The organism is Micromonospora sp. NPDC049497 (genome assembly GCF_044465805.1).
Taxonomy (GTDB): domain Bacteria; phylum Actinomycetota; class Actinomycetes; order Mycobacteriales; family Micromonosporaceae; genus Micromonospora.
Genome location: NZ_JBITMC010000006.1, coordinates 133,814 through 153,216, shown reverse-complemented (window position 1 = coordinate 153,216; position 19,403 = coordinate 133,814). Strand labels below are relative to the sequence as shown.

General features: G+C 73.2%; 17 protein-coding genes. 12 read left to right on the top strand and 5 right to left on the bottom strand.

Going from position 1 to position 19,403, the window contains the following annotated elements; translation table 11 throughout:
• Positions 1–132: 132 nt before the first annotated feature.
• From ACIBR0_RS11630 to ACIBR0_RS11610, 5 genes are all read left to right on the top strand, one after another.
• Positions 133–885: a hypothetical protein gene (locus tag ACIBR0_RS11630; RefSeq protein ID WP_396714614.1), complete on the top strand. Its 753-nt coding sequence runs from the start codon at positions 133–135 to the stop codon at positions 883–885.
• Between the two features lie 65 nt (positions 886–950).
• Positions 951–1,529: a DUF6529 family protein gene (locus tag ACIBR0_RS11625; RefSeq protein ID WP_396714899.1), complete on the top strand. Its 579-nt coding sequence runs from the start codon at positions 951–953 to the stop codon at positions 1,527–1,529.
• A 23-nt stretch (positions 1,530–1,552) separates the two neighbouring features.
• The gene (locus ACIBR0_RS11620; protein WP_396714612.1) at positions 1,553–2,050 is read left to right on the top strand and encodes a Rieske (2Fe-2S) protein; all 498 of its coding nucleotides are present in this window, start codon (positions 1,553–1,555) and stop codon (positions 2,048–2,050) included.
• Positions 2,051–2,184: 134 nt separating this feature from the next.
• Positions 2,185–3,699 (top strand): DivIVA domain-containing protein, encoded by a 1,515-nt coding sequence (locus tag ACIBR0_RS11615; RefSeq protein WP_396714610.1) that lies wholly within the window; start codon positions 2,185–2,187, stop codon positions 3,697–3,699.
• A 40-nt stretch (positions 3,700–3,739) separates the two neighbouring features.
• The gene (locus ACIBR0_RS11610) at positions 3,740–4,081 is read left to right on the top strand and encodes an MmcQ/YjbR family DNA-binding protein (protein ID WP_396714608.1); all 342 of its coding nucleotides are present in this window, start codon (positions 3,740–3,742) and stop codon (positions 4,079–4,081) included.
• A 13-nt stretch (positions 4,082–4,094) separates the two neighbouring features.
• On the opposite strand, the gene ACIBR0_RS11605 is transcribed toward ACIBR0_RS11610, so the two are convergent.
• Complete coding sequence (locus ACIBR0_RS11605) at positions 4,095–5,060, bottom strand: AraC family transcriptional regulator (protein ID WP_396714606.1); 966 nt, start codon at positions 5,058–5,060, stop codon at positions 4,095–4,097.
• A 145-nt stretch (positions 5,061–5,205) separates the two neighbouring features.
• Between ACIBR0_RS11605 and ACIBR0_RS11600 the strand changes: the two genes are divergently transcribed.
• Complete coding sequence (locus ACIBR0_RS11600) at positions 5,206–5,676, top strand: DUF1772 domain-containing protein (RefSeq protein WP_396714604.1); 471 nt, start codon at positions 5,206–5,208, stop codon at positions 5,674–5,676.
• 58 nt (positions 5,677–5,734) lie between these two features.
• Here ACIBR0_RS11600 and ACIBR0_RS11595 read toward each other — a convergent pair whose 3' ends face one another.
• The gene (locus ACIBR0_RS11595; RefSeq protein ID WP_396714602.1) at positions 5,735–6,565 is read right to left on the bottom strand and encodes a sugar nucleotide-binding protein; all 831 of its coding nucleotides are present in this window, start codon (positions 6,563–6,565) and stop codon (positions 5,735–5,737) included.
• Positions 6,566–6,845: 280 nt separating this feature from the next.
• On the opposite strand from ACIBR0_RS11595, the gene fsxC reads away from it, so the two are divergent.
• The 3 genes from fsxC to fxsT are packed head-to-tail and all read left to right on the top strand — an operon-like array spanning position 6,846 to position 12,747.
• Complete coding sequence (gene fsxC, locus ACIBR0_RS11590) at positions 6,846–8,051, top strand: FxsC protein (RefSeq protein WP_396714600.1); 1,206 nt, start codon at positions 6,846–6,848, stop codon at positions 8,049–8,051.
• Complete coding sequence (locus tag ACIBR0_RS11585; protein WP_396714598.1) at positions 8,048–8,821, top strand: TIR-like protein FxsC; 774 nt, start codon at positions 8,048–8,050, stop codon at positions 8,819–8,821. Before fsxC ends, ACIBR0_RS11585 begins: the two co-directional genes overlap by 4 nt.
• Positions 8,822–8,853: 32 nt before the next feature.
• On the top strand, positions 8,854–12,747 hold the full coding sequence (fxsT, locus tag ACIBR0_RS11580) for an FxSxx-COOH system tetratricopeptide repeat protein (RefSeq protein ID WP_396714596.1): 3,894 nt from the start codon (positions 8,854–8,856) through the stop codon (positions 12,745–12,747).
• Here fxsT and ACIBR0_RS11575 read toward each other — a convergent pair.
• Together ACIBR0_RS11575 and ACIBR0_RS11570 are read right to left on the bottom strand one after the other, a co-directional pair.
• Entirely contained in the window at positions 12,740–13,924 is a 1,185-nt protein-coding gene (locus ACIBR0_RS11575; RefSeq protein WP_396714594.1) for an FxsB family cyclophane-forming radical SAM/SPASM peptide maturase, read from the bottom strand. The genes fxsT and ACIBR0_RS11575 overlap by 8 nt on opposite strands.
• 263 nt (positions 13,925–14,187) lie before the next feature.
• Positions 14,188–14,604 carry a DUF4231 domain-containing protein gene (locus ACIBR0_RS11570; protein ID WP_396714592.1) on the bottom strand — a complete coding sequence of 139 codons (417 nt, stop codon included), beginning with the start codon at positions 14,602–14,604 and terminating at the stop codon, positions 14,188–14,190.
• 316 nt (positions 14,605–14,920) lie between these two features.
• Between ACIBR0_RS11570 and ACIBR0_RS11565 the strand changes: the two genes are divergently transcribed.
• The 3 genes from ACIBR0_RS11565 (at position 14,921) to ACIBR0_RS11555 (ending at position 17,902) form a co-directional block, all read left to right on the top strand.
• A complete protein-coding gene (locus tag ACIBR0_RS11565; RefSeq protein WP_396714590.1) occupies positions 14,921–16,918 on the top strand; it encodes a putative bifunctional diguanylate cyclase/phosphodiesterase in 1,998 nt (665 codons plus the stop codon).
• 14 nt (positions 16,919–16,932) lie between these two features.
• Positions 16,933–17,631, top strand: a complete 699-nt coding sequence (locus ACIBR0_RS11560; RefSeq protein WP_396714588.1) for a VOC family protein — start codon at positions 16,933–16,935, stop codon at positions 17,629–17,631.
• A gap of 148 nt (positions 17,632–17,779) precedes the next feature.
• Positions 17,780–17,902: a ribosomal protein bL36 gene (locus ACIBR0_RS11555; protein ID WP_074311439.1), complete on the top strand. Its 123-nt coding sequence runs from the start codon at positions 17,780–17,782 to the stop codon at positions 17,900–17,902.
• Between the two features lie 84 nt (positions 17,903–17,986).
• Here the strand turns inward: ACIBR0_RS11555 and ACIBR0_RS11550 are convergent, their stop codons facing one another.
• Positions 17,987–19,387, bottom strand: a complete 1,401-nt coding sequence (locus tag ACIBR0_RS11550) for a S8 family peptidase (RefSeq protein WP_396714586.1) — start codon at positions 19,385–19,387, stop codon at positions 17,987–17,989.
• Positions 19,388–19,403: the final 16 nt, after the last annotated feature.

Genomic DNA, 19,403 nt, shown 5'->3' with positions numbered 1-19,403 from the left:
CTTGTCATGTCCACGGTCAGGAGTTGTCGATCATAGACACGGAGCCGTGACGACCACGGTTCGAAAGGGTTCCGACAATCGGTTGAACGACCGGGGCCTCCCACCCGTACGTCCGTAGGAAGGGAGATGCCCATGAAGCGGATGACCCCGTTGCTCACGCTGCTGACCGGGAGCGCGCTGGCGGCCGTGCTGTTCACGATGAGCGCCCAGGCCGCCCCACCGGCGCCGCAGTCCCAGGTCGGGGGGACGGCCGCCCCCGCGTCGCCCGCCGGTCCGCCGTCGTCGGGGGCGACACCGGAGGCCCCGCCACCGGCCGACGACGCGGCGAGCCCCGGCGCGCAGCCGGCGGCCACCCCGCCGGCGCCGTCCGAACCGGCACCGCCGTCGGCGGCGGCACCCGCACCGGCGGTGGACGGCACCTGGACCGGCCGCCTCGACGGTGGCGCGACCATCGCCGTCACCGTCAAGGGCGACAAGGCGTCGGCGTACGTCTGCGACGGCCGGAGCCTGGAGATCTGGCTGCGCGGCACGGTGACCGGCGGCGCGCTCGATCTGTCCGGGAAGGACGGCGCCCGGTTGACCGGGCGGATCGACGGCGACCGGGCCACCGGTGAGGTGACGGGCCGCGGAAGGACGTGGGCGTTCACGGCCACCGCGACCGGCGGAAACGCTCCGGCGCTCTACCGGGCCACCGCGCAGGTCCGCGACGCGGGGGTGGACGGTGGCTGGATCCTGCTGCCCGACGGCACGCAGACCGGCGTGGTGACCTGGAACGGCCGTCCGGTGTCGGCGCCGCCGCTGGATCCGGCCTTCGGCACCACGATCGTCAACGGTGTCCGGATCACCGCCGAGCCGGTCGTGCCGGGCACCGGGACCGGTGGGTGATGGCGGACCACCGCCGCAACGGGCCGCGGGCCACCATGGACCCGGGGCCGACCGTACGGGTGGCGATGCTGCCCGACCCGTTCGCCGATCCCGTCGCCGACCCGGGGCCGGCCCGCGCCGGCCGGGCGTCGCTCCTCGTGCCCCTGCTGGTCGGTGCGGGCGTGGCGGTGGCGCTGGGCGCCTACGGCCGCACGCACCCGCCGACCGGGATCGCGGTCAACCTCGCCGGCTTCTCCAGCCCGCAGACGGTCAAGGTGTGGCTGGGCACCGGGGCGGCGTTCTTCGCGGTCCTCCAGGTGCTCTCCGCGCTGGCGATGTACGGCCGGCTGGGTAGGTTCTCGCCGTCCTGGGCCGGCCTCACACACCGCTGGTCGGGACGCATCGCGTTCCTGCTGACCGTTCCGGTCGCGGTGCACTGCCTCTACGCGCTGGGCTTCGCCGACGCCGACCTGCGGACGCTGCTGCACTCGGCGCTCGGGTGCTTCTTCTTCGGGGTGTTCACCACGAAGATGCTCGCCCTGCCGAAGCCCGGCCTGGCCGGCTGGGTGCTGCCGGTCGTCGGTGGTGTCGTCTTCACCGCACTCATCGGGGTGTGGTTGACCTCGTCGGTCTGGTACTTCACGACGTTCGGCGTGCAGCGGTGACGCGCGCCGGGAGGGACAACGGGATGAGCGACGACCCACGGGACGCCCGGCCCTGCCGGCGGGCGGTCCTGGCCGGCGGCGGCGCGGCCGGCGTCACGGCGCTGCTGGCCGGCTGCCAGACGTACGGGGCGGCGTCGGCGCCCGCCCCGGCGGCTCCCCCGCCCGCCGCCGCCGGTACACCGGACGGCACCGCGCCGCCGGCCGAGGGCGCCGCGCCACCGGCCGGCGGGGCGGGCCCGGTGCTGGCCCGGGTGGCCGACATCCCGGTCGGTGGTGGACGGATCTTCGCCGACCAGGGGGTCGTGCTGACCCAACCGGCGGCCGGGACCATCAAGGGGTTCTCCGCGCGGTGCACCCACCAGGGCTGCACCGTCACCTCGGTCGACGACGGCACGATCGTCTGCGCCTGCCACAACAGCGTCTTCGACATCGCCGACGGCTCGGTCCGCAGCGGTCCGGCCAAGGTGGCGCTGCCGGAGACCCCGGTGGCCGTCGACGGGGACGACGTCCGGCTCGCGTGAGAACGCCTCTCGCGGGAGGGACGGGACCGGCCCTATGATCGCCGGAACTCCGGCGGTAGCGTGTCGCCACGTCATGACCTGCGGGGGCGGTTCTCCCGCCGGCGGGGCGCCCGCGATCGTACGGAGGATGGTTCATGTCCCACAGCGAGGAGCCGTTCACGGCACGTGACGACGTGGCGTCACGGCCGAGCTTCGACACGATGCTGCGCGGCTACGACAAACGGCAGGTGGACCGCTATGTCGAGCAGCTGCGCAACGAACGGTCGACGCTGACGGCCGAGCGGGACCGGGCCGTCGAGCGACTGCGGACGCTCACCGCCGAGTACCAGCAGCTCGAAGCCGAGACGACCGAGCTGCGTGACCGGCCGACGCAGGTCGACCGGGCCTCCTTCCGCGACCTCGGTCCGATGGTCGAGCAGATCCTGGCCCTGGCCGAACGGCAGGCCGAGCTGATCGGTGACACCGCCGCACAGCGCGCCGCCGAGTTGCAGGCCGAGGCGGAGAAGACCCTCGCCGACGCCCGCGAGGAGGCCGTCCGGACGACGCGCGAGTTCGAGGAGGAGCTCACCGCCCGGCGCACGGAGCAGCAGAAGGCGGACGAGGAGCGCCGGACCGCCGCCCAGGCCGAGCTCGCCGAGATCCGCGCGGCGGCCGAGCAGCTGCGGGAGGCCGGCGAGGCCGCCCACGAGCGGGCCCGCCTGGAGGCCAACCGGATCGACGAGCAGAGCGCGCAGAGGGTCGAGCAGGCCCGCGCCGAGGCCGAGGCGTTCCTCAGCTCCGCGCGTACCCAGATCCAGCAGGAGGTCCAGGCCGCGCGGGCCCGGACGCAGGAGGAGCTGACCCGCTGGCAGGCCACGGTGGAGCGGGAGCTGAACGACCGGCGGGCCGCCAGCGAGCAGGAGATCGCCGAGCAGCGCGCGTCGGCGGAGCGGGAGCTTGCCGCGCAGCGCACCGCGGCCGAGCAGGAGATCGCGACGCTGATCGCGGAGGCACAGCAGTACGCGGTGAAGGTGCGGCAGCGCGCCGAGGAGCAGGCGGCCACCCATCAGCAGCAGCTCACCACGGTGCAGCACGGCCTCCGGGACCGCCGGGAGGCGTTGACCCGGTTGCAGTCCGAGCTGGAGACCTCGCAGCAGCAGTTGGACCAGGTACGACAGGAGGGCGACACCACCGAGCGCGAGCTGGTGCAGGTGCAGCAGCGGCTCAACCGGACCCGGCAGGAGCTGACCGAGGAGCTGCACCGCCTGGACGAGGCGCGGCGCTCCGCCGAGTTCGCCGAGAAGCACGCCAAGGAGGTCCGGGCCAGGGTCAAGCGGGAGGCGAAGCGGGTGGCCGACCTGGCCGCCGCGGCGGTGATGGCGGCCGCCGCGGGCGGCGGCGAGACCGCGGAGTACCCGCAGGTGGCGACGCGTTCCGAAGCGGCCCGCGCGGAGGACGGGCGGGCCGGGGCGCACCGCTCGACCGATCCGGCCGCCGAGGCACCGGCCGAACCGACGGCCCCCACCCCCACCGAGACGCCGGAGACGCCGCCGGAGACGCCGGCGGAGGCGGCGGTGCCGGAGGCCGTGGTGCCGGTGGAGGCGGCGGTGGTGCCGGCGGAGGACCGGCCCGTCGAGCCGGCCGCGGCGCCGGTCCCGGTCGGGCGCTGACGACCGCCGCGCGGCACCCACCGGAGGCTACGGTCGGGGCATGGTCACCGTCGAGGACGTTCGTGCCCTGGCGCGGACCCTGCCCCGCAGCAGCGAACACCTGATCCGGGACCGGGTGAAGTTCCGGGTCGGGTCGATCGTGTACGTCGCCTTCTCCCGGGACGAGACCACGATGGGCTTCGGTTACCCGAAGGAGGAGCGCGACGCCCTCGTCGCCACCGAACCGCACCTGTTCTTCGTGCCCGGCCCGTCCGACCTGCGCTTCAACTGGGTGTGCTGCCGTCTCACCCCGCTGCCGCACGACCGCATGACGGATCTCGTCACCGAGGCGTGGCGGATGGTCGTACCGAAGTTCCTCGCCCGCCAGCGGCTCGGCTGCTGATCCTTACCAGCCGCTACCACACACCGAGGGCGACCGGGTGGCCGGATGTCTCGGCGGCCAGCCGGTGCTCCCGCGGGCTCACCCCCCGGACACGCTTGAAGGCGGTGCTCAACGCGAACGCGCTGCCGTAGCCGACCTGCCGCGCCACCGCCGCCACCGTGGTGTCGTCCTCGCGCAGCAGGTCGGCGGCGAGGTCCAGCCGCCAGTTGGTCAGGTAGGTCATCGGGCCCTCGCCGAGCAGGGCGGTGAAGCGCCGGGACAGGGCCGCGCGGGAGACCCCGACCTTCGACGCCAGGTTCACCACCGTCCACGGGTACGACGGCCGAGCGTGCAGCAGCCGGATCGCCGGGCCCACGACGGGGTCGTGCTGCGCGTGGTACCAGCCGGCGGCGGGCGCTCCCGCACCGGACAGCCAGGACCGCAGGACGCTTATCAGGAGCAGGTCGAGCAGGCGGTCCAGGATCAGCTCCTGACCCGGCTCGTCGCGGCCGAGGTGCCGGCCCAGCAGCTCGACCAGGGGCGCGTCGGCCGCCTCCGTCGTACGGGTGAGGACCGGGGGCAGCAGCCGCAGCAGCCGGCGGCTCAGCTCGCTGTCGACCTGGTACGTCCCGCTGAGCATGACGACGTCCCCGTCCTCCTCTCCCCAGGTCCGGATGCCCAGCCGCATCGCCTCGGCCAGGTCCCGCCCCTGCGGGCTCGTGCACCGTTGGTCGGGGTGCACGACGACCCGTACCGGGCGGCCCGGCTCGTCGGCGAGGGTGTAGCAGTCGGGCCCGCGCAGCAGGGCGACATCGCCCGGCTCGATCCGCGCCGGTTCGCCGCCGTCGGGCACGATCCAGGCGTGCCCACGGACCATCGTGACCAGCGACAGGGGCGCCCGGTCCTCGATCCGGACCGACCACGGCGGGGTGAGGATCGAACGGAGCAGGAAGGCTCCCCGCGCCCTCGGCTGGTCGAGCAACGCGGCGAGTGCGTCCATCGCCACATGCTAGACGGGCGCGGACCCCGCCCACCGGCACGCGGCACGCTCACGCATGCGACCGAGTCGCCCGGACATGGCCCCGGCCGTGCCGGCGGCCTACCGTACGGCTCGACACGGTGGTGCTGGTCGGAGGAGGAGACACATGGCGACGGCGGTACTGGTTCTCGCGACGGTGACGACGGGCCTGATGGCCGGGCTCTACCTCGGGTTCTCCGTCGCGGTGATTCCCGCGCTGGCCCGGGTCGACGACGCGACCTTCGTCCGGGTCATGCAGCGGGTCAACGACGCCATCCAGAACCCGCTGTTCGGTCTGGTCTTCGTCGGCGCGCTGGTCGCCGGCGGCGCCGCCGCCTGGTGGCACCTCGACCGCGGCGACATGCGCTGGTGGGTCCTCGCCGGCGCCGTCGGGTACGCGGTCACGGTGGCGGTCACGGTCGCGGCGAACGTCCCGCTGAACAACCGCCTGGACCGGGCCGGGCCGGTCGAACGGCTGGCCGACCCGCGCGCGACGCGGCAGGACTTCGAGCGGCCGTGGGTCCGCTGGCACACCCTGCGTACGTCCGTCTGTGTGCTCGCCTTCGGCTGTCTCTGCGTGGCGCTCTCGGTGGCCTGACCGGTGCGCCGGTCGGCGCCGGACCCGCGGTGCGGGCTCGACGCCGACCGGCGGGTGGTCAGCCCCAGACGCCGGTGGCGGCGGTGTCCCGAGCGTAGTCGCGGAAATCGCGGGGTTCCCGGCCGAGCGCACGCCGGACGCCGTCGGCCAGGTGGGCGTTGCGCCCGTCGAGGATCTTCGTGAACAGGTCGACGAACTCCACCGGCAGGCCTTCCCGGCGCAGCACGTCGGCGTACCGCTCGGCGGTGACCGGCACGTAGCTCACCTCCCGCCCGGTGGCCTGGCTGATCTCCTTGGCGACGTCGTGGAACGTCAGCAGGCGCGGGCCGGTCAGCTCGTACACCTCGCCGCCGTGCCCGTCCCCGGTGAGCGCCGCGACGGCGACGTCGGCGATGTCGTCGGCGTCCACGAACGGCTCGGCCGCGTCGCCCGCGGGCAGGACGATCTCACCGGCTCGCACGGGGTCGAGCAGGAAGTTCTCGCTGAAGTTCTGGTGGAACCAGCTCGCCCGGACGACGGTGCAGGTGGGGTCGGCCGCCCGTACCGCTTCCTCGCCGGCACGGGCTTCCTCCTCGCCGCGCCCGGACAGCAGGACCAGCCGCCGCACCCCCATGTCGACGGCCTGTCGGGAGAAGGAGCCGACGGCGTCGGCGGCGCCGGGGAAGCCGAGGTCCGGGTGGTAGCAGAGGTAGACGGCCCGTACCCCGTCGAGGACCGGTCCCCAGGTGCGCCGGTCGTCCCAGTCGAAGGGCACGGGGGCGGTGCGGGAGCCGGCCCGCACGGGCCGGCTCCGCGCCGCCAGTCGGCGCACCACGCGGCGGCCGGTCCGGCCGGTGGCGCCGAGGACGAGGACGGGGTGCTGCGGATCGGAATGCGCGCTGTCGGTCATGCCTCCAGTACAGTGACCGGCCCGGACGGTGACCATCGTCGCGTGACTCGACCGCATGCGCGGTCGTCGCACCCGGGTACGGGGGCAGGGCCGGCGGGACCGGTGGACGGCCGCTGACGGGTACGCGACAATCCGTGAACGGTCCGTATCCGTACGCCACAACTGGCAACGGGGTTGATTGCGCGGTCACCGGACATGCCTGTATGTATGTAGCTCTGGAGGTCCTGCGCCTACGCCGAGACCGCGCCTCCGCGTCCGATCGAGCGTATCCGGAGGGGCTGTGGCAACCATTCTTCTCAGCTACCGGCCAGACGACGACGCGGATTACGTCGAGGCGTTCCTCGGCGAACTCTGCGACGCCGTACGGCGGGTGGACGGGGGCCGGTCGTCGTGGCGGGTCCACCTCGCCACGGACGACGACATCGTCGGTGACGAGTGGACACCACGGGCGCACGGGGCGCTCGCCGAATGCGCGATTCTCCTCGCGATCTGCTCTCCGCGCTACTTTCTGACCGAGCGCTGCGGACGCGAGTGGTGGACGTTCCAGAATCGACTCCTCCACCACGAGACCGTCACCGGTCGCCGGCCGGCGGCCATCGTGCCGGTGGCGTGGGGCGAGAACGGCCTGCACGGCGACCTGCCCGCCGCCGAGTTCACCACCGACATCGCCTCCCGCTCGGACGTACGGGCGCTGGCCCGGCTGAGGAGCAACCGGGCCCCTTACCGGCGACTGCTCGACCGGCTCGCCCGGCACGTCGTCGACGTCAGCCGCGACGATCCGGTGCTCCCCGCGGTGACGCGGCTGCCCTACCGGGCCACGCCGGACGCGTTCCGCGCGGCCGGCGGGCACCACGCGTACGCCGCGGTGGTGGGCGGTGGGTCGCCTCCGCCGGCCGTACGGTTCGTGGTGGCGGCGGGTCGACGTGACGAGATGGCGCCGGTCCGGAACGACGTCACCTACTACGGCGCCCGGCGTGCGGACTGGCGACCGTACCTTCCCGAGGATCCGCAGGCCCTCGCCGTGCGGGCGCGGGCCGTCGCCGCGGACCATCTCTTCGACGCCGAGGTCGTCGACGACATCGAGAGCATCGTCGCGGTGCTGGAGCAGGCCGACGCCGACGACGAGCTGGTCGTGATGCTGGTCGACGCCTGGCTGGTGCACCTGGCCGCGGGCCGGCGCGCCCTGGCCGAGGTCGAGCGGCGGCCGGGCACGGCGATCGCGGTCGTCGTGCCGCTCAACGCCACCGACACGGAGACCGTCCGGGCCCGGGAGCAGTTGACGGTGGCGCTGGGCCGGCTGCTGGCCAGCCGGTCCGGGCGGCGGGACCCGCTGCTGCGCATCGGTCCGGACTCCACCGAGGAGTTCGGGCAGGCCCTGGGCGGGGTCCTGGAGGCCGCCCGCAGCCTCACCTTCCGTTCCGCGCACGTCCGCAGGGTCGCCCCGGGGGCCCCGGCGGGCAACCGCCCGTTGCTCGACGCGCCGTGAACTCCACGTCCCGTCAGGTCGCCCGGTCCGGGCGCACGGCCGGTTCCGGCATCGTCTTCTTCCTGAGTTTCGCCGAGTCGAACGACGACGAGGACGCGATGGTCGTGGCCTTCTTCCGGCGACTGTGCGACGAGGTACGAGCGGTCCGCGGAACGCGCCGCGGCGACCCGGCCCCGATCGGCTTCCTCAGCATCGCGAGCCTGCGCCTCGGCGCGGACTGGTCGGAGGAGATCAGGATCGCGTTGGGAACGTGTCGCGTCTTCGTGGCCGTGTGTTCACCGACGTACTTCGGCAGCGAATCCTGCGGGCGGGAATGGCAGGCATTCGCCGACCGACTGTCGGAATACCGACGCTCGACGGGTCGCTCCGCCCCGTCGCTGTTTCCGGTGCGCTGGCGGCCGACGCGCATTCCCGAGCAGCTCGACTCGATCCAGTACGTCGACCGTGAATTGTCGCCGGCCGTGTTCGACGAGGGTCTGCGCCAGGTGATGCTGCTCGATGGACACCGCGACGCCTACCATAGGTTCGTGACCCGTTTCGCGGATCTGATCGTGCAGACCGCGCACGAATACGACGTCCCGCCCTCGACGCCCGGCCCCGACTTCTACCGCCTGCCCCAGGCCTTTCCCCACCCACCGCCGCCGGAGCCGATTCCCCGGCAGCGCGCCACGGGGCACACCGACGACCGGCGTACCGGGTCCGACGGTGAGCCGCTGCATCCGCCGGACCTCGGCGGCGGGCACGAGCTGCCCCGCCTGCACCCGAACTGACCCGTGACAGCATCCTCAAGGAGGTCCACGGCGTGTCCGGTACCGTTCCGCAACCCGCCGCCGGTGAGCCACGGCAGGGGCGCATCATCACGTTCTACTCCTACAAGGGTGGCAGCGGGCGGACGATGGCCCTCGCCAACGCCGCCTGGATCCTGGCGAGCAACGGATACCGGGTGCTCGCCGTCGACTGGGACCTGGAGTCGCCCGGGCTGCACCGCTACTTCCACCCCTTCCTGCTCGACGACGAGCTGCGCCGCACCGAGGGCCTGATCGAGCTGCTCCAGCGGTACAGCGCCGCCACGGTCACCGAGGACAGCTCGCCGTCCTGGTTCGAGGACGTCACCCGGCTGGACAGCGCGACGATGTCGCTGAACTGGGTCTTCCCGCACGACGGTGTCCTGGACTTCCTGCCCTGCGGCAAACAGGACCAGCGCTACTCGGCGAAGGTCGCCAAGTTCGACTGGGACAACTTCTGGCAGCGCCTCAACGGCAAGGGTTTCATCGACGCCCTCGCCGCGCGGATGCGCCGCGACTACGACTTCGTCCTCATCGACAGCCGGACCGGTCTGAGCGACAGCGCGGGCGTCTGCACCATCGCCCTGCCGGACACCGTCGTCGACTGCTTCGCCCTCAACACCCAGGGTGTCGACGGGGCGGTGAGCGTGGCCCGGTCGATCACCCGGGCGGACCCCACGATCCGGGTCTACCCGCTCCCGGGCCGCGTCGAGCCGGGCGAGCAGGCCAAGCTCCAACGTGGCCGGGACTACGCGCAACGCAAGTTCCGCACCTACACGGACGCCCTCGGCCTGGACGCCGAGCAGTACTGGAGGCTCGTCGAGGTCCCGTACAAGCCGTACTACGCGTACGAGGAGATCCTGGCGGTCTTCGGTGACCGGCCGAGCGAGCCCAACTCGCCGCTGTCGGCGTTCGTGTCGCTCACCCAGCTCCTCGCCGGGCGGGAGCTGGAGACACCGGACACGCCGGCGAAGCAGCGGATGTCCGTGCTGGCGCGGTTCGAGCGGACGGCGACCACCGCGCCGATCCGGGTGGTGGTGCACTACGCGGCGATCGACCGGATCTGGGCCGAGTGGATCGGCCAGGAGCTGACCCGCATCGGCCACGACTGCACCCTGGTAGGGCCGGCGCGACCGGACGCACCGCCGCTGGACGGCGTCGACCGGGTCGTGGTGCTGCTCTCCCACGACGGGCTCTCCTACGAGGACGCCGAGCGGTACTGGCGGCGCGAGATCGACCGGGCCGACCTGCGGCCGGGTGACCTCGTCGTGCCGATGCGGATCAACGGCCCCGCCCTGCCGATGCCGGCCTCGGTCGCCGGCTCCGTCGACTTTCCCAGCCTCCGTGCCGAGGACGCGGTACCGGCCGCCTTCACCGCGCTCGGAATCCGCTACACCCCACCGGGGACGGCCGGCGGGAAGACCTTCCGGATCCGCTACCCCGCGGAGCACACCCGGCACTGGCGGGTGCCCAGCCGGCGCAACACGGCGTTCGTGGGGCGCGAGGCGACCGTCGAGGACCTGCGCGACCGCCTGCTCGACCTCAACGGGTCGACGGCCGTCGCCCTGGTCGGCATGAGCGGCGTCGGCAAGACCCAGATCGCGCTGGAGTACGTCTACCGCTTCGCCGCGACGTACGACGTCGTGTGGTGGATCTCGGCGGGCAGCGTCGAGCAGGTCACCGCCGGCTTCGAGGCGCTGGGCGAGGTGCTGGAGCTGCCGCCGCGCCAGGAGGGGATCGACCGGGTCGAGACGGTCCTGCGCGCCCTGCGCGATCGGGACTCCGAGTCCCGCTGGCTCGTCGTGCTGGACAACGCCGAGGACCCGGGCGAGCTGCTGGACATGGTGCCGACCGGTCCGGGCGACACCATCGTGACGACGCGGGACCAGGCCTGGTCCCGGACGACGAGCGAGATCCCGGTCGATGTCTTCGACCGCGAGGAGAGCGTCGCGTTGCTGGCCCGGCGCGGGGCCGAGCTGACCCCGGCCGAGGCCGGCGCGCTGGCGAAGCGGCTCGGTGACCTGCCCGCGGCGGTGGAGACGGCCGGTTACTGGCTGGCGAGCACCGCCGGCACGCTCCCGGAGTACCTTCGGCTGCTGGACGAGCACGTCGCCGAGGCACTCCAGGTGCCCGGGTACGACGCGCCGATCACCGCGACGTTCTCGGTGGCGATGGAGTCCCTGCGGCGGCGCAGCCCGGCAGCCGCTCGGCTCGTCGAGTTGATCGCCTTCCTCGCGCCGAACCCGATCCCGACCGCCATCCTGAAGTCCGAGCGGATCGGCGCGCTGCTCGCCGAGCATGACGCCGCGCTGCGCGATCCTCTGCTGCTCAGCAGGCTGATCCAGCACATCGGCCGGTTCGGCCTGATCAAGTCCGACCCGGCCAACCACAGCATCAGCATGCACGTGCTCACGCAGCAGGTGATCCGGCACGGTCTCAGTCCCGACGAACGCGCCGCGAGCCGGCGCATCGCCCAGGAGGCGCTCGCGGACGTGAACCCGGGTGACGCCGACAACGCCGACAACTGGCCCCTGTACGAGGCCTTACGACCGCACGTCGACGCGCTCGACGCGGTGACGTCGAAGGCCCCGGCGGTCCGTCAGCTCATCGTCGATCTGGTCCGCTACCTGCGACTCCGCGGCTACTACGCCGGCGGCGAGCATCTCGCCGACCGCGCCCTGGCCTCCTGGGCCGACCTGTTCGACGACCCCGACGACGTGCCGACGCTGCTCCTGCGCTTCCAGTACGCCAACATCATTCGGGACCTGGGACGGATGGGCAGCGCGTACGAGATCGACCACGACGTGCTCCAGCGGTTCACCCGGGTCGTGGGCGACGACCACCCGTACACGCTCATGGTGGCCGGCAGCTACGCACAGGACCTGCGGGAGCAGGGCCGATGGGCGGAGGCGAAGGACCGCGAGGCGAAGACGTACGCGCTCATCCCGGTCGTGCTCGGCGAGGACCACCCGCGCGCGCTGATGGCCGCGAACAACTACGCCCTGACCATGCGGCTGGCCGGCAACTACGCCGAAGCGGAGCGCCTGGACCGCAGGACGTGGAACAAGCGGCGGCGACTGCTCGGCGAGCGGCACCCGTTCACCCTCTCCTCCGCCGACGCCTTCGGCACCGACCAGCGGGACACCGGCGACCTCCAGGGATCCCGGCAGACCCTGGAGGCGACCTGGAAGGCCCGCGAGACAGTCCTCGGCGAGGAACACCGTGACACCCTGCGGTCGATGCGCAACCTCGCCACGACCCTGCGCTGGCTGGGCGAGACCCGGTTCGCCGCCTCCCTGCTCGACACGGCGCTGCCGCGCTACGAGCGGTTGCTGGGCACCGGGCACCCGTCGACCGTGGCGTGCCGCCTGGAACGCGCGAACGTGGCGTCCGACCTGGGTCAGGACGACGTCGCCCGACGGCTGGCCGCCGACGCGGAGCGGGCCTACCGGGAGTTGCTCCACCCGAAGCATCCGTTGTACCTGGTCGCGCTCAACAACCTCGGTGTCTTCACCCGCCGCACCGGGGACGTGGCAGGCGGCCGGCGCATGGCCGACCAGGCGGCGGCGGGTTTCGAGGAGGTGCTCGGCGCGGCGCACACCATCACCGCGCTGGCCCTGGTGAACGTGGCGAACGCCGCGAACGCCGTCGGCGACCTCGAGTACGCCAGGCGCACCGACGAGCGGGCGTACGACATCCTGCACGCGGCGCTGCGTCCGGAGAACATCGCCCTGATCGGCGCGATGCTCAACGTCGCCGTGGGCCGGATCTCCGCCGGCGACTACGACCAGACGAGTTGGAACGACGCCGTGGCGTACGCGGCGCAGGTGCTCGGCGCCGAGCATCCCATCACCGAACTCGGGCGGCAGAAGCGCCGGGTCGACCTCGACATCGAGCCGTTCCTCATGTGAGCGGCCGGAGCGTCGGCGGGGCGGACCGTGCGGCGAGGTCCGCCCCCACCCGCCCCCGCACGTACCGGATGACCCGCAGGAGGTCCCGGCAGTGGACCGACCGGTTGGCGAATCCGTTGGACGGGTGGAAGCGGTGCGCGTACAGCCCCCCACCGCAGACGTCCACCACGTCGCAGCCGGCGCACGCCGCGGGCACGGTCCGCGTCGAGCGCTGCTCCGCGCGGACGGACGGCACGACCAGGGCGTCGTCGAACGAGTCGGCGAGTACGTTCAGGCCGGTCTCCGGCGCGCCGGGAAGGGTGGTCTTCAGCGTGTCGCTGCCCTGGATGCTGCCGTCGGTGTCGACCACGACGGCGCCGGTGCGGGTGGTGCCGATCTCCTCGGTGCCGCTGGGTCCGCCGAGGAGCATCTGGATGATCGAGTCGAAGAGACGGATGCCGACGGTCCGCCGAGGCGCGGCGTACCACTCGTCGAACACCGGGAGCAACCAGTCGGCGTACGGCGTCGCGATGCGGCGCGGGTCGTGGCCGGGTGGCGGATGGGCCCAGTTCCCGTGCGGCAGTCGGAGGTCGATCAACGGCGGGGCGAACGCCAGGAGGCCGCGGTAGACCTCCAGCGGATCGTTCGCGAGGTCGATGGTGCAGAGAATGCCGCCGAAGACCGCCCGGTACTCCTCGGCACCGAGCAGGGTGAGGGCCCGCGCCACCCGGGGAAAACTCTCCCGACCGTCGGCGGAGCGGCGGCGCCGGTTGTGCGCGGGCAGCCCGCCGTCGAGACTCACCCCCACCCGCACACCCCGGTCGCGGAAGAGCTCCAGGAACTCACGGTCCAGCCGGACCCCGTTGGTCTGGACGGAGACACCGACGTCGACGCCGGCCGGCACGGCGGCGCGGACGGCGTCCACGGTGCGCCGCAGGTGAGCCACCCCGGCCAGCAGCGGCTCACCGCCGTGCAGGATGACGCGGACCGAGAGCAGGTCGTGGGCGCGGACGTGGGCGCCGATCCGTTCCGCCGTCGCGTCGACCACGGCATCCGACATCGCCCGCGGGCGGCCCCGCCAGCTCTGGTCGACGTGCTCGTAGACGTAGCAGTAGTCGCAGGCCAGGTCACACCAGCCGTGGATCTTCACCACGAACTGCCGGAACGGGAGCGGCCGACTCAGATCGCCGAGTCCCACGGCGCCACCGGCTCCAACGGCACCCGCTCACGGCGGCGGCGAGCCGCCTCGCGCAGATGATGGGAGAGAACATCGAGACCCACCTCGTCATCGAGTGGGGTCGGGGCCGTCGCGCCGTCGGAACATCCGGTGGTCGGGCGGGTCGGGTGAACTGACGCGTCGCTGACCGGCATGGAGCCCCCTGGCGCGGCGAAATAGCCTCACTTCCTCGATTAAAACAAACGGTTGTTCGGAAGACGACTGCTGATATCCGACTGCGCTGGTCAGCTCGGCAGCGACCGACCCGGATCCATGCGTTCCTGCGCGATCTGCGCCCACCGCACCATCTCATCGCCTTCAATGCGTGTGACGGCCTTGACCAGTTCGGCGTCACGGGAGGCGGGATCGTCGTACGGGGACGCGCCGACACGGTAGAGCCGGCGCTGTTCCTCCACCGCCTCCCGCGCCTGGCTGAACCGCAGGTAGTTCTCGTGCCAGCCGAACACCGCGCGGAAGCCGGCCACGACCACCAGGAGCGATCCGAGAATCGCGGGAATCTGCGGGCGGGTGGGCACGAGCAGCGCCGCGAGCGGGATGGCCGCCGAGAACAGCACAGTGGTGAGTTCGGATATCCGGTGCGAGCGGCGGGAACGCCTCGCTGCCACCAGATACCACCGGTACGAGCCGTCGGCGACCTCCATCGCGTACGACTGTCCCGCACGGGCGTCGTTCGGTTCGACAACCACGGCACACCTCATTCGTTCGACCGCCGCCTCGCTGTCCCCGATGATCCCCCGGGGCCGCCACCGGACGCCACGTGTCGGACGCATATGCGCCACCGCGCCGACGGACACCCGTATGGCGGGTTGCCGGAGATGGACGCCGGTGGTTGTTTGTGCCAGGCACACGGCACGCCGTCCGGCCGTTCTCGTGGGTAGACTCCGCGTCGCGATCGGATGACCGTGCGTCGACGTCGGGACAGCGCCGCGCGACCGGCGGAGATTGGGGTGGCCACAGGTGAGCACACTGCCGGCCGTCGCCGCCGACGTCACCTCCACCGCCCTGACCGTGATCGCCCCCGACGGTCGTTGCCTCTGGTCCAACGTGGCCACCCGTCGCCTCGGCGTACGGCCGGAGGAGCTGCCGCTGTCCCGGGCGGAACCCGACGGCCCGGCGGTCGACGTGCCGTGGCCGCTCGCCGACGGCGACACCCGGTGGCTGCGCGTGCGCTGCCACGACGTGCGTCACGACGGGCAGCCGCTGCGCCTGTACGAGGTACGCGACGTCAGCGTGGAGCGGCGCGAGCGCGACTGGGGACGCAACTACCGGTGGCGGCTGGCCCACATCGAGCAACTGGCCAAGGTGGGCACCTGGGAGTGGGACGTGGCGACCGGCCACGTCATCTGGTCCGACGTGCTGTTGCAGATGTTCGGCTTCCCGCCGGGCACCGCCTTGGACTACGCGTCGTACCGGGAACTGCTGCACCCCGACGACGTCGCCCTGATCGGACGGACACTGGAGACGGCGCTGGGCGTCGGCGGGCCGTTCGCCTACACGCACCGGATGTACCTGTCGGACCGGACCACGCTGCGCGTCTTCGAGTGCTACGGCGAGGTGTTCACCGATCCGTCCGGCGCTCCCGTCCGGGTGCTGGGCACCGCGCACGACATCACCGAGATGCGGCAGGTCCAGGACGAGCTGATCCGGCTGGCCGAGCGGGACCCGCTGACCGACCTGCCGAACCGGCGGGCCCTGCTCGCCCGCCTCGACGACCTCATCGGCGCGGCCGGGGAGTCGCCCGGTGCGCTGCTGCTCATCGACATCGACAACTTCAAGGACATCAACGACGTCCACGGGCACGTGGTGGGCGACGACGTGCTGCGCGTCCTGGCGCGGCTGCTCGTACGCCACCTGCCGACGGGCACCGTGCTGGGCCGGCTGGGCGGTGACGAGTTCGCGGTCGTCCTCCCCCGCACCCCGGCCGGTGACGCTCTGGCCGTCGCGGAGAGCCTGTGCGACGTCGCCGCGCGTACGCCGGTGCCGCTGGCCGGCGCGGGGCTGCGGGTCACCCTGAGCATCGGCGCCGCACCGGTCGGGCCCGGCGTCACCCGGGACACGCTGCTCGCCCACGCCGACCTGGCCCTGTACGAGGCCAAGGACGCCGGCCGCAACCGGGCCCGGCTCTACCTGCCCGAGCAGTACCGGCACGCCGTGCAGCGGGTCAACGTGGTGACCCGGGTCCGCGACGCGCTCGACCAGCACCGGATGCACCTCGACGCCCAGCCGATCGTCGACCTGACGACCGGCGCGGTGGTCAGCCACGAGCTGCTCATCCGGCTGCACGACGGCCGGCAGCCGCCGCTGCCGCCGGCCGACTTCCTGCCCACGGTGGAGCGGGACGACCTCATCGGCGACCTCGACCGGTGGGTGGTCGCCACCGCCACGACGGCGCTGGCCGACCCGGCCGTCGCCGCCGCCGGTACCTGCTTCGACGTCAACATCTCCGCCCGGTCGATGGAGTCGCCGGGTTTCGGCGACTGGGTGGTGGGCGTGCTGCGCGCGGCCGGCGTCGAACCGGGCCGGCTGGGGGTCGAGGTCACCGAGACGGCCGCCATCACCAACGTGGCGGCCGTCCGCAACCTGGCCGGCGCCCTGCGGGACGCGGGCTGCCGGCTGAGCCTGGACGACTTCGGGGCCGGGTTCGGCTCGTTCTCCTACCTCAAGCACCTGCCGTTCAGCACCGTGAAGATCGCCGGCGACTTCGTCCGGCAGGCCGACCGGGGCGGCGCGGACCCGGTGCTCATCGACGCGGTCGTCCGCGCCGCGCACGGGTTGGGCATGCGCACGGTCGCCGAGTCGGTCGAGCGGGCCGAGCTCGTGCCGGCGCTGCGGCGGCTGGGCGTCGACGCCGGCCAGGGCTTCCACCTGGGCCGCCCGGTCCCGCTGGAGGACCTGCTCGACCACCTGCGCGACCGGCGGCACACCGCCGCCGTGCCCCGTCCCCGCGACCCCTGACCCCTGGAGATCTGGTGAACGCAGCACCCACCCCGGTCGTCGTCCCCTCTGGCATCGACCTCGTCACGCCCGACCTCGGCACCGCCCGGGAGTTCTACACCGACCTCTTCGGCTGGACGTACGACGCCGACGGGTCCACGGCCCACGCCGACGGCGTACCGGCGGCCGGGCTGCGCGCCGGTGCCGGTCCGGCCCGCTGGTGGACCCGGTTCACCACCGACGACGCGCGGGCCGCACGCGCGGCGGCGACCCGCGCCGGGGCGCGCGTCGAGGGCGACGAGGTGCACGACCCCCTCGGCGGCGCCTTCCGGCTCGACGCCGGCGACACCGTCGTCGCGCCGGGACCGGGACGGCCCGCCTGGTACGAGTACATGACCTCCGCCCCCGCCGACGCCGACCGGTTCCTCGCCGACGCCCTCGCCCTGCACGCCACCGTGCCGCCCGGCGCGCCCGACGACTCGTACGCGCTGCTGGTCGCCGGTGGACGGCCGGTCGCCGGCCGGCTGGCGCTGCCCCCGCCGCTGGCGGGCGTGCTGCCCACCGGTTGGATGGTCTACGTCGCGGTGGCCGACCCGGACGAGGTGGCCGGGCGGGCCGGGAGTCGCGGTGGCCGGGTGGTGGTGCCGCCGAACGACGTGCCGACCGGGCGGGTGGCCGCGCTCGCCGACCCGGCGGGTGCGGTGTTCACCGTCATCCGACCGGCTGCGGCCTGACCGTCCCCCACCGGGATCCGGTCGGGACTCCGACGGTGTGACCCGGACGTCGGCGGGTAGGCGTGCGGGGACCGGACGCCGGCACCGACGGCCGGGGTCCCGCACGGGGCGACCGCTGCCCGGATCACCGGAGATGGGACGGAAGGCGATGAAGGTCAGGAACTCCCTGCGGGGGTTGAAGAACAAGATGAACTCGATCGTGGTACGCCGCCGTGGGCGCACCTTCGTCATCAACAAGAGCGACCGGCGCCAGAAGGCACGTCAGGGCTGACCGCGGACACGGCACCCCTCCCGGCCCGTCGTGGAGCCGGAAGGGGTGCCGTGCGCTACGCGTACGCCGGAGGAGCCGGCGGGGTCAGACGGCGCCGACGGTGGCGGCGGCGTCCACCAGGCCCGCACCGCATCCGCCGGAGCAGGTGCCCGGGATCGCCCGGGCGTTGGCCTTGAGGGCCGACTCGACGCCCGACGGCGTCAGCGTCGGCCGCTTGCCGAGCATGAGCGCAGCGATGCCGGCCACGTGCGGCGCCGACATGCTGGTGCCCATGTACGCCGTGTAGCTGGCGCTGCCCGGCGTGGTCGTGCCGGCGTTCATCGTGGACAGCACGCCGTTCTCCGGCGTGGTCTTCGTGCCGGCCGGGTCGGTCTCCCGCCGCACCTCGCCACCGGGCGCGGAGACGTCGACGGCGGTGCCGTAGTTGGAGTAGAAGGCGCGGTTGCCCTCCCGGTCGAGCGCCCCCACGGTGACGACGTCGGCGCAGCTGGCCGGGCTGAAGCCGCTGGCGTTGGCGTTGCTGTTGCCGGCCGAGACGACGACCGTCGCGCCGCGGCGCACCGCCGACGTGATGGCACTCTGGTACGTCCGGCTGCAGGCGCCGCTGCCGCCGAGGCTCATGTTGATGACCTTCGCCGGCGTGGGGTTGGCCGGGATGCCGCGAACCGAACCGCCGGAGGCCCAGACGATGGCGTCGGCGATGTCAGAGGTGGAGCCACCGCACTTGCCGAGCACGCGGACGTGCTGGACGCGGGCGTTGGGGGCGACACCGGCCACGCCGACGCCGTTGTTGCTCACCGCGGCGATCGTGCCGGCCACGTGGGTGCCGTGCCAGCTGGAGTTCTTGGCCTTCGAGCCGAGGCCGCACTCGCCGTCGGTGGCGTTCCAGTCGCCCTCGTCCTGCGGGTTGGCGTCCCGGCCGTTGCCGTCCCGGGAGTTCGTCGAGGTGCTGATGAAGTCGTACCCGGCCACGGTGTTGGCGTCCAGGTCCGGGTGGGCGGTGCGGCCGGTGTCGAGGACCGCCACGACCACGCCGGTGCCGGCGGCCGTGTCCCAGGCCGTCGGGGCGTTGATGCCGCCCGTCGCCTCGTAGTAGTGCCACTGCTGGGGGTAGCTCGGGTCGTTCGGGGTGGACAGCGCGTACATGGGGGTGTCCGGCTCGGCGTACTCGACGTCGCCGCGCAGGGCGAGCGCCCGGAGGAGGCCGGTGGTGCGCCCGCTGGCCCGGACCACGTGGGCGCCGGTCGCGAGCTGGCGGACCTCGGTCAGGTTGATCCCGAACCGTCCGCCGAGCTGGCGGAGGGCGGCGCCGCGGTCGGCACCGGCCCGGAACTTCACGATGTACTCGCCGGTGGTGCTGTCGGCGGACGGTGCCGCCGCCGACGGCACCGGGGCCGCCGACGCCGGTGCGGTCAGCGCGGTCGTCGCCGCGAGGGCCGCTGCGGCTGCCCCCGCCACGGCGAGGACAGAACGCGGTCGTGTCACGTTTCCTCCCAACAGT

Excerpts from the sequence above, each read along its gene's own strand:
- ACIBR0_RS11630 (WP_396714614.1), top strand. The coding sequence starts at position 133 with ATGAAGCGGATGACCCCGTTGCTCACGCTGCTGACCGGGAGCGCGCTG.
- ACIBR0_RS11625 (WP_396714899.1), top strand. The coding sequence starts at position 951 with ATGCTGCCCGACCCGTTCGCCGATCCCGTCGCCGACCCGGGGCCGGCC.
- ACIBR0_RS11620 (WP_396714612.1), top strand. The coding sequence starts at position 1,553 with ATGAGCGACGACCCACGGGACGCCCGGCCCTGCCGGCGGGCGGTCCTG.
- ACIBR0_RS11615 (WP_396714610.1), top strand. The coding sequence starts at position 2,185 with ATGTCCCACAGCGAGGAGCCGTTCACGGCACGTGACGACGTGGCGTCA.
- ACIBR0_RS11610 (WP_396714608.1), top strand. The coding sequence starts at position 3,740 with ATGGTCACCGTCGAGGACGTTCGTGCCCTGGCGCGGACCCTGCCCCGC.
- ACIBR0_RS11605 (WP_396714606.1), bottom strand. The coding sequence starts at position 5,060 with ATGGACGCACTCGCCGCGTTGCTCGACCAGCCGAGGGCGCGGGGAGCC.
- ACIBR0_RS11600 (WP_396714604.1), top strand. The coding sequence starts at position 5,206 with ATGGCGACGGCGGTACTGGTTCTCGCGACGGTGACGACGGGCCTGATG.
- ACIBR0_RS11595 (WP_396714602.1), bottom strand. The coding sequence starts at position 6,565 with ATGACCGACAGCGCGCATTCCGATCCGCAGCACCCCGTCCTCGTCCTC.
- ACIBR0_RS11570 (WP_396714592.1), bottom strand. The coding sequence starts at position 14,604 with ATGGAGGTCGCCGACGGCTCGTACCGGTGGTATCTGGTGGCAGCGAGG.
- ACIBR0_RS11555 (WP_074311439.1), top strand. The coding sequence starts at position 17,780 with ATGAAGGTCAGGAACTCCCTGCGGGGGTTGAAGAACAAGATGAACTCG.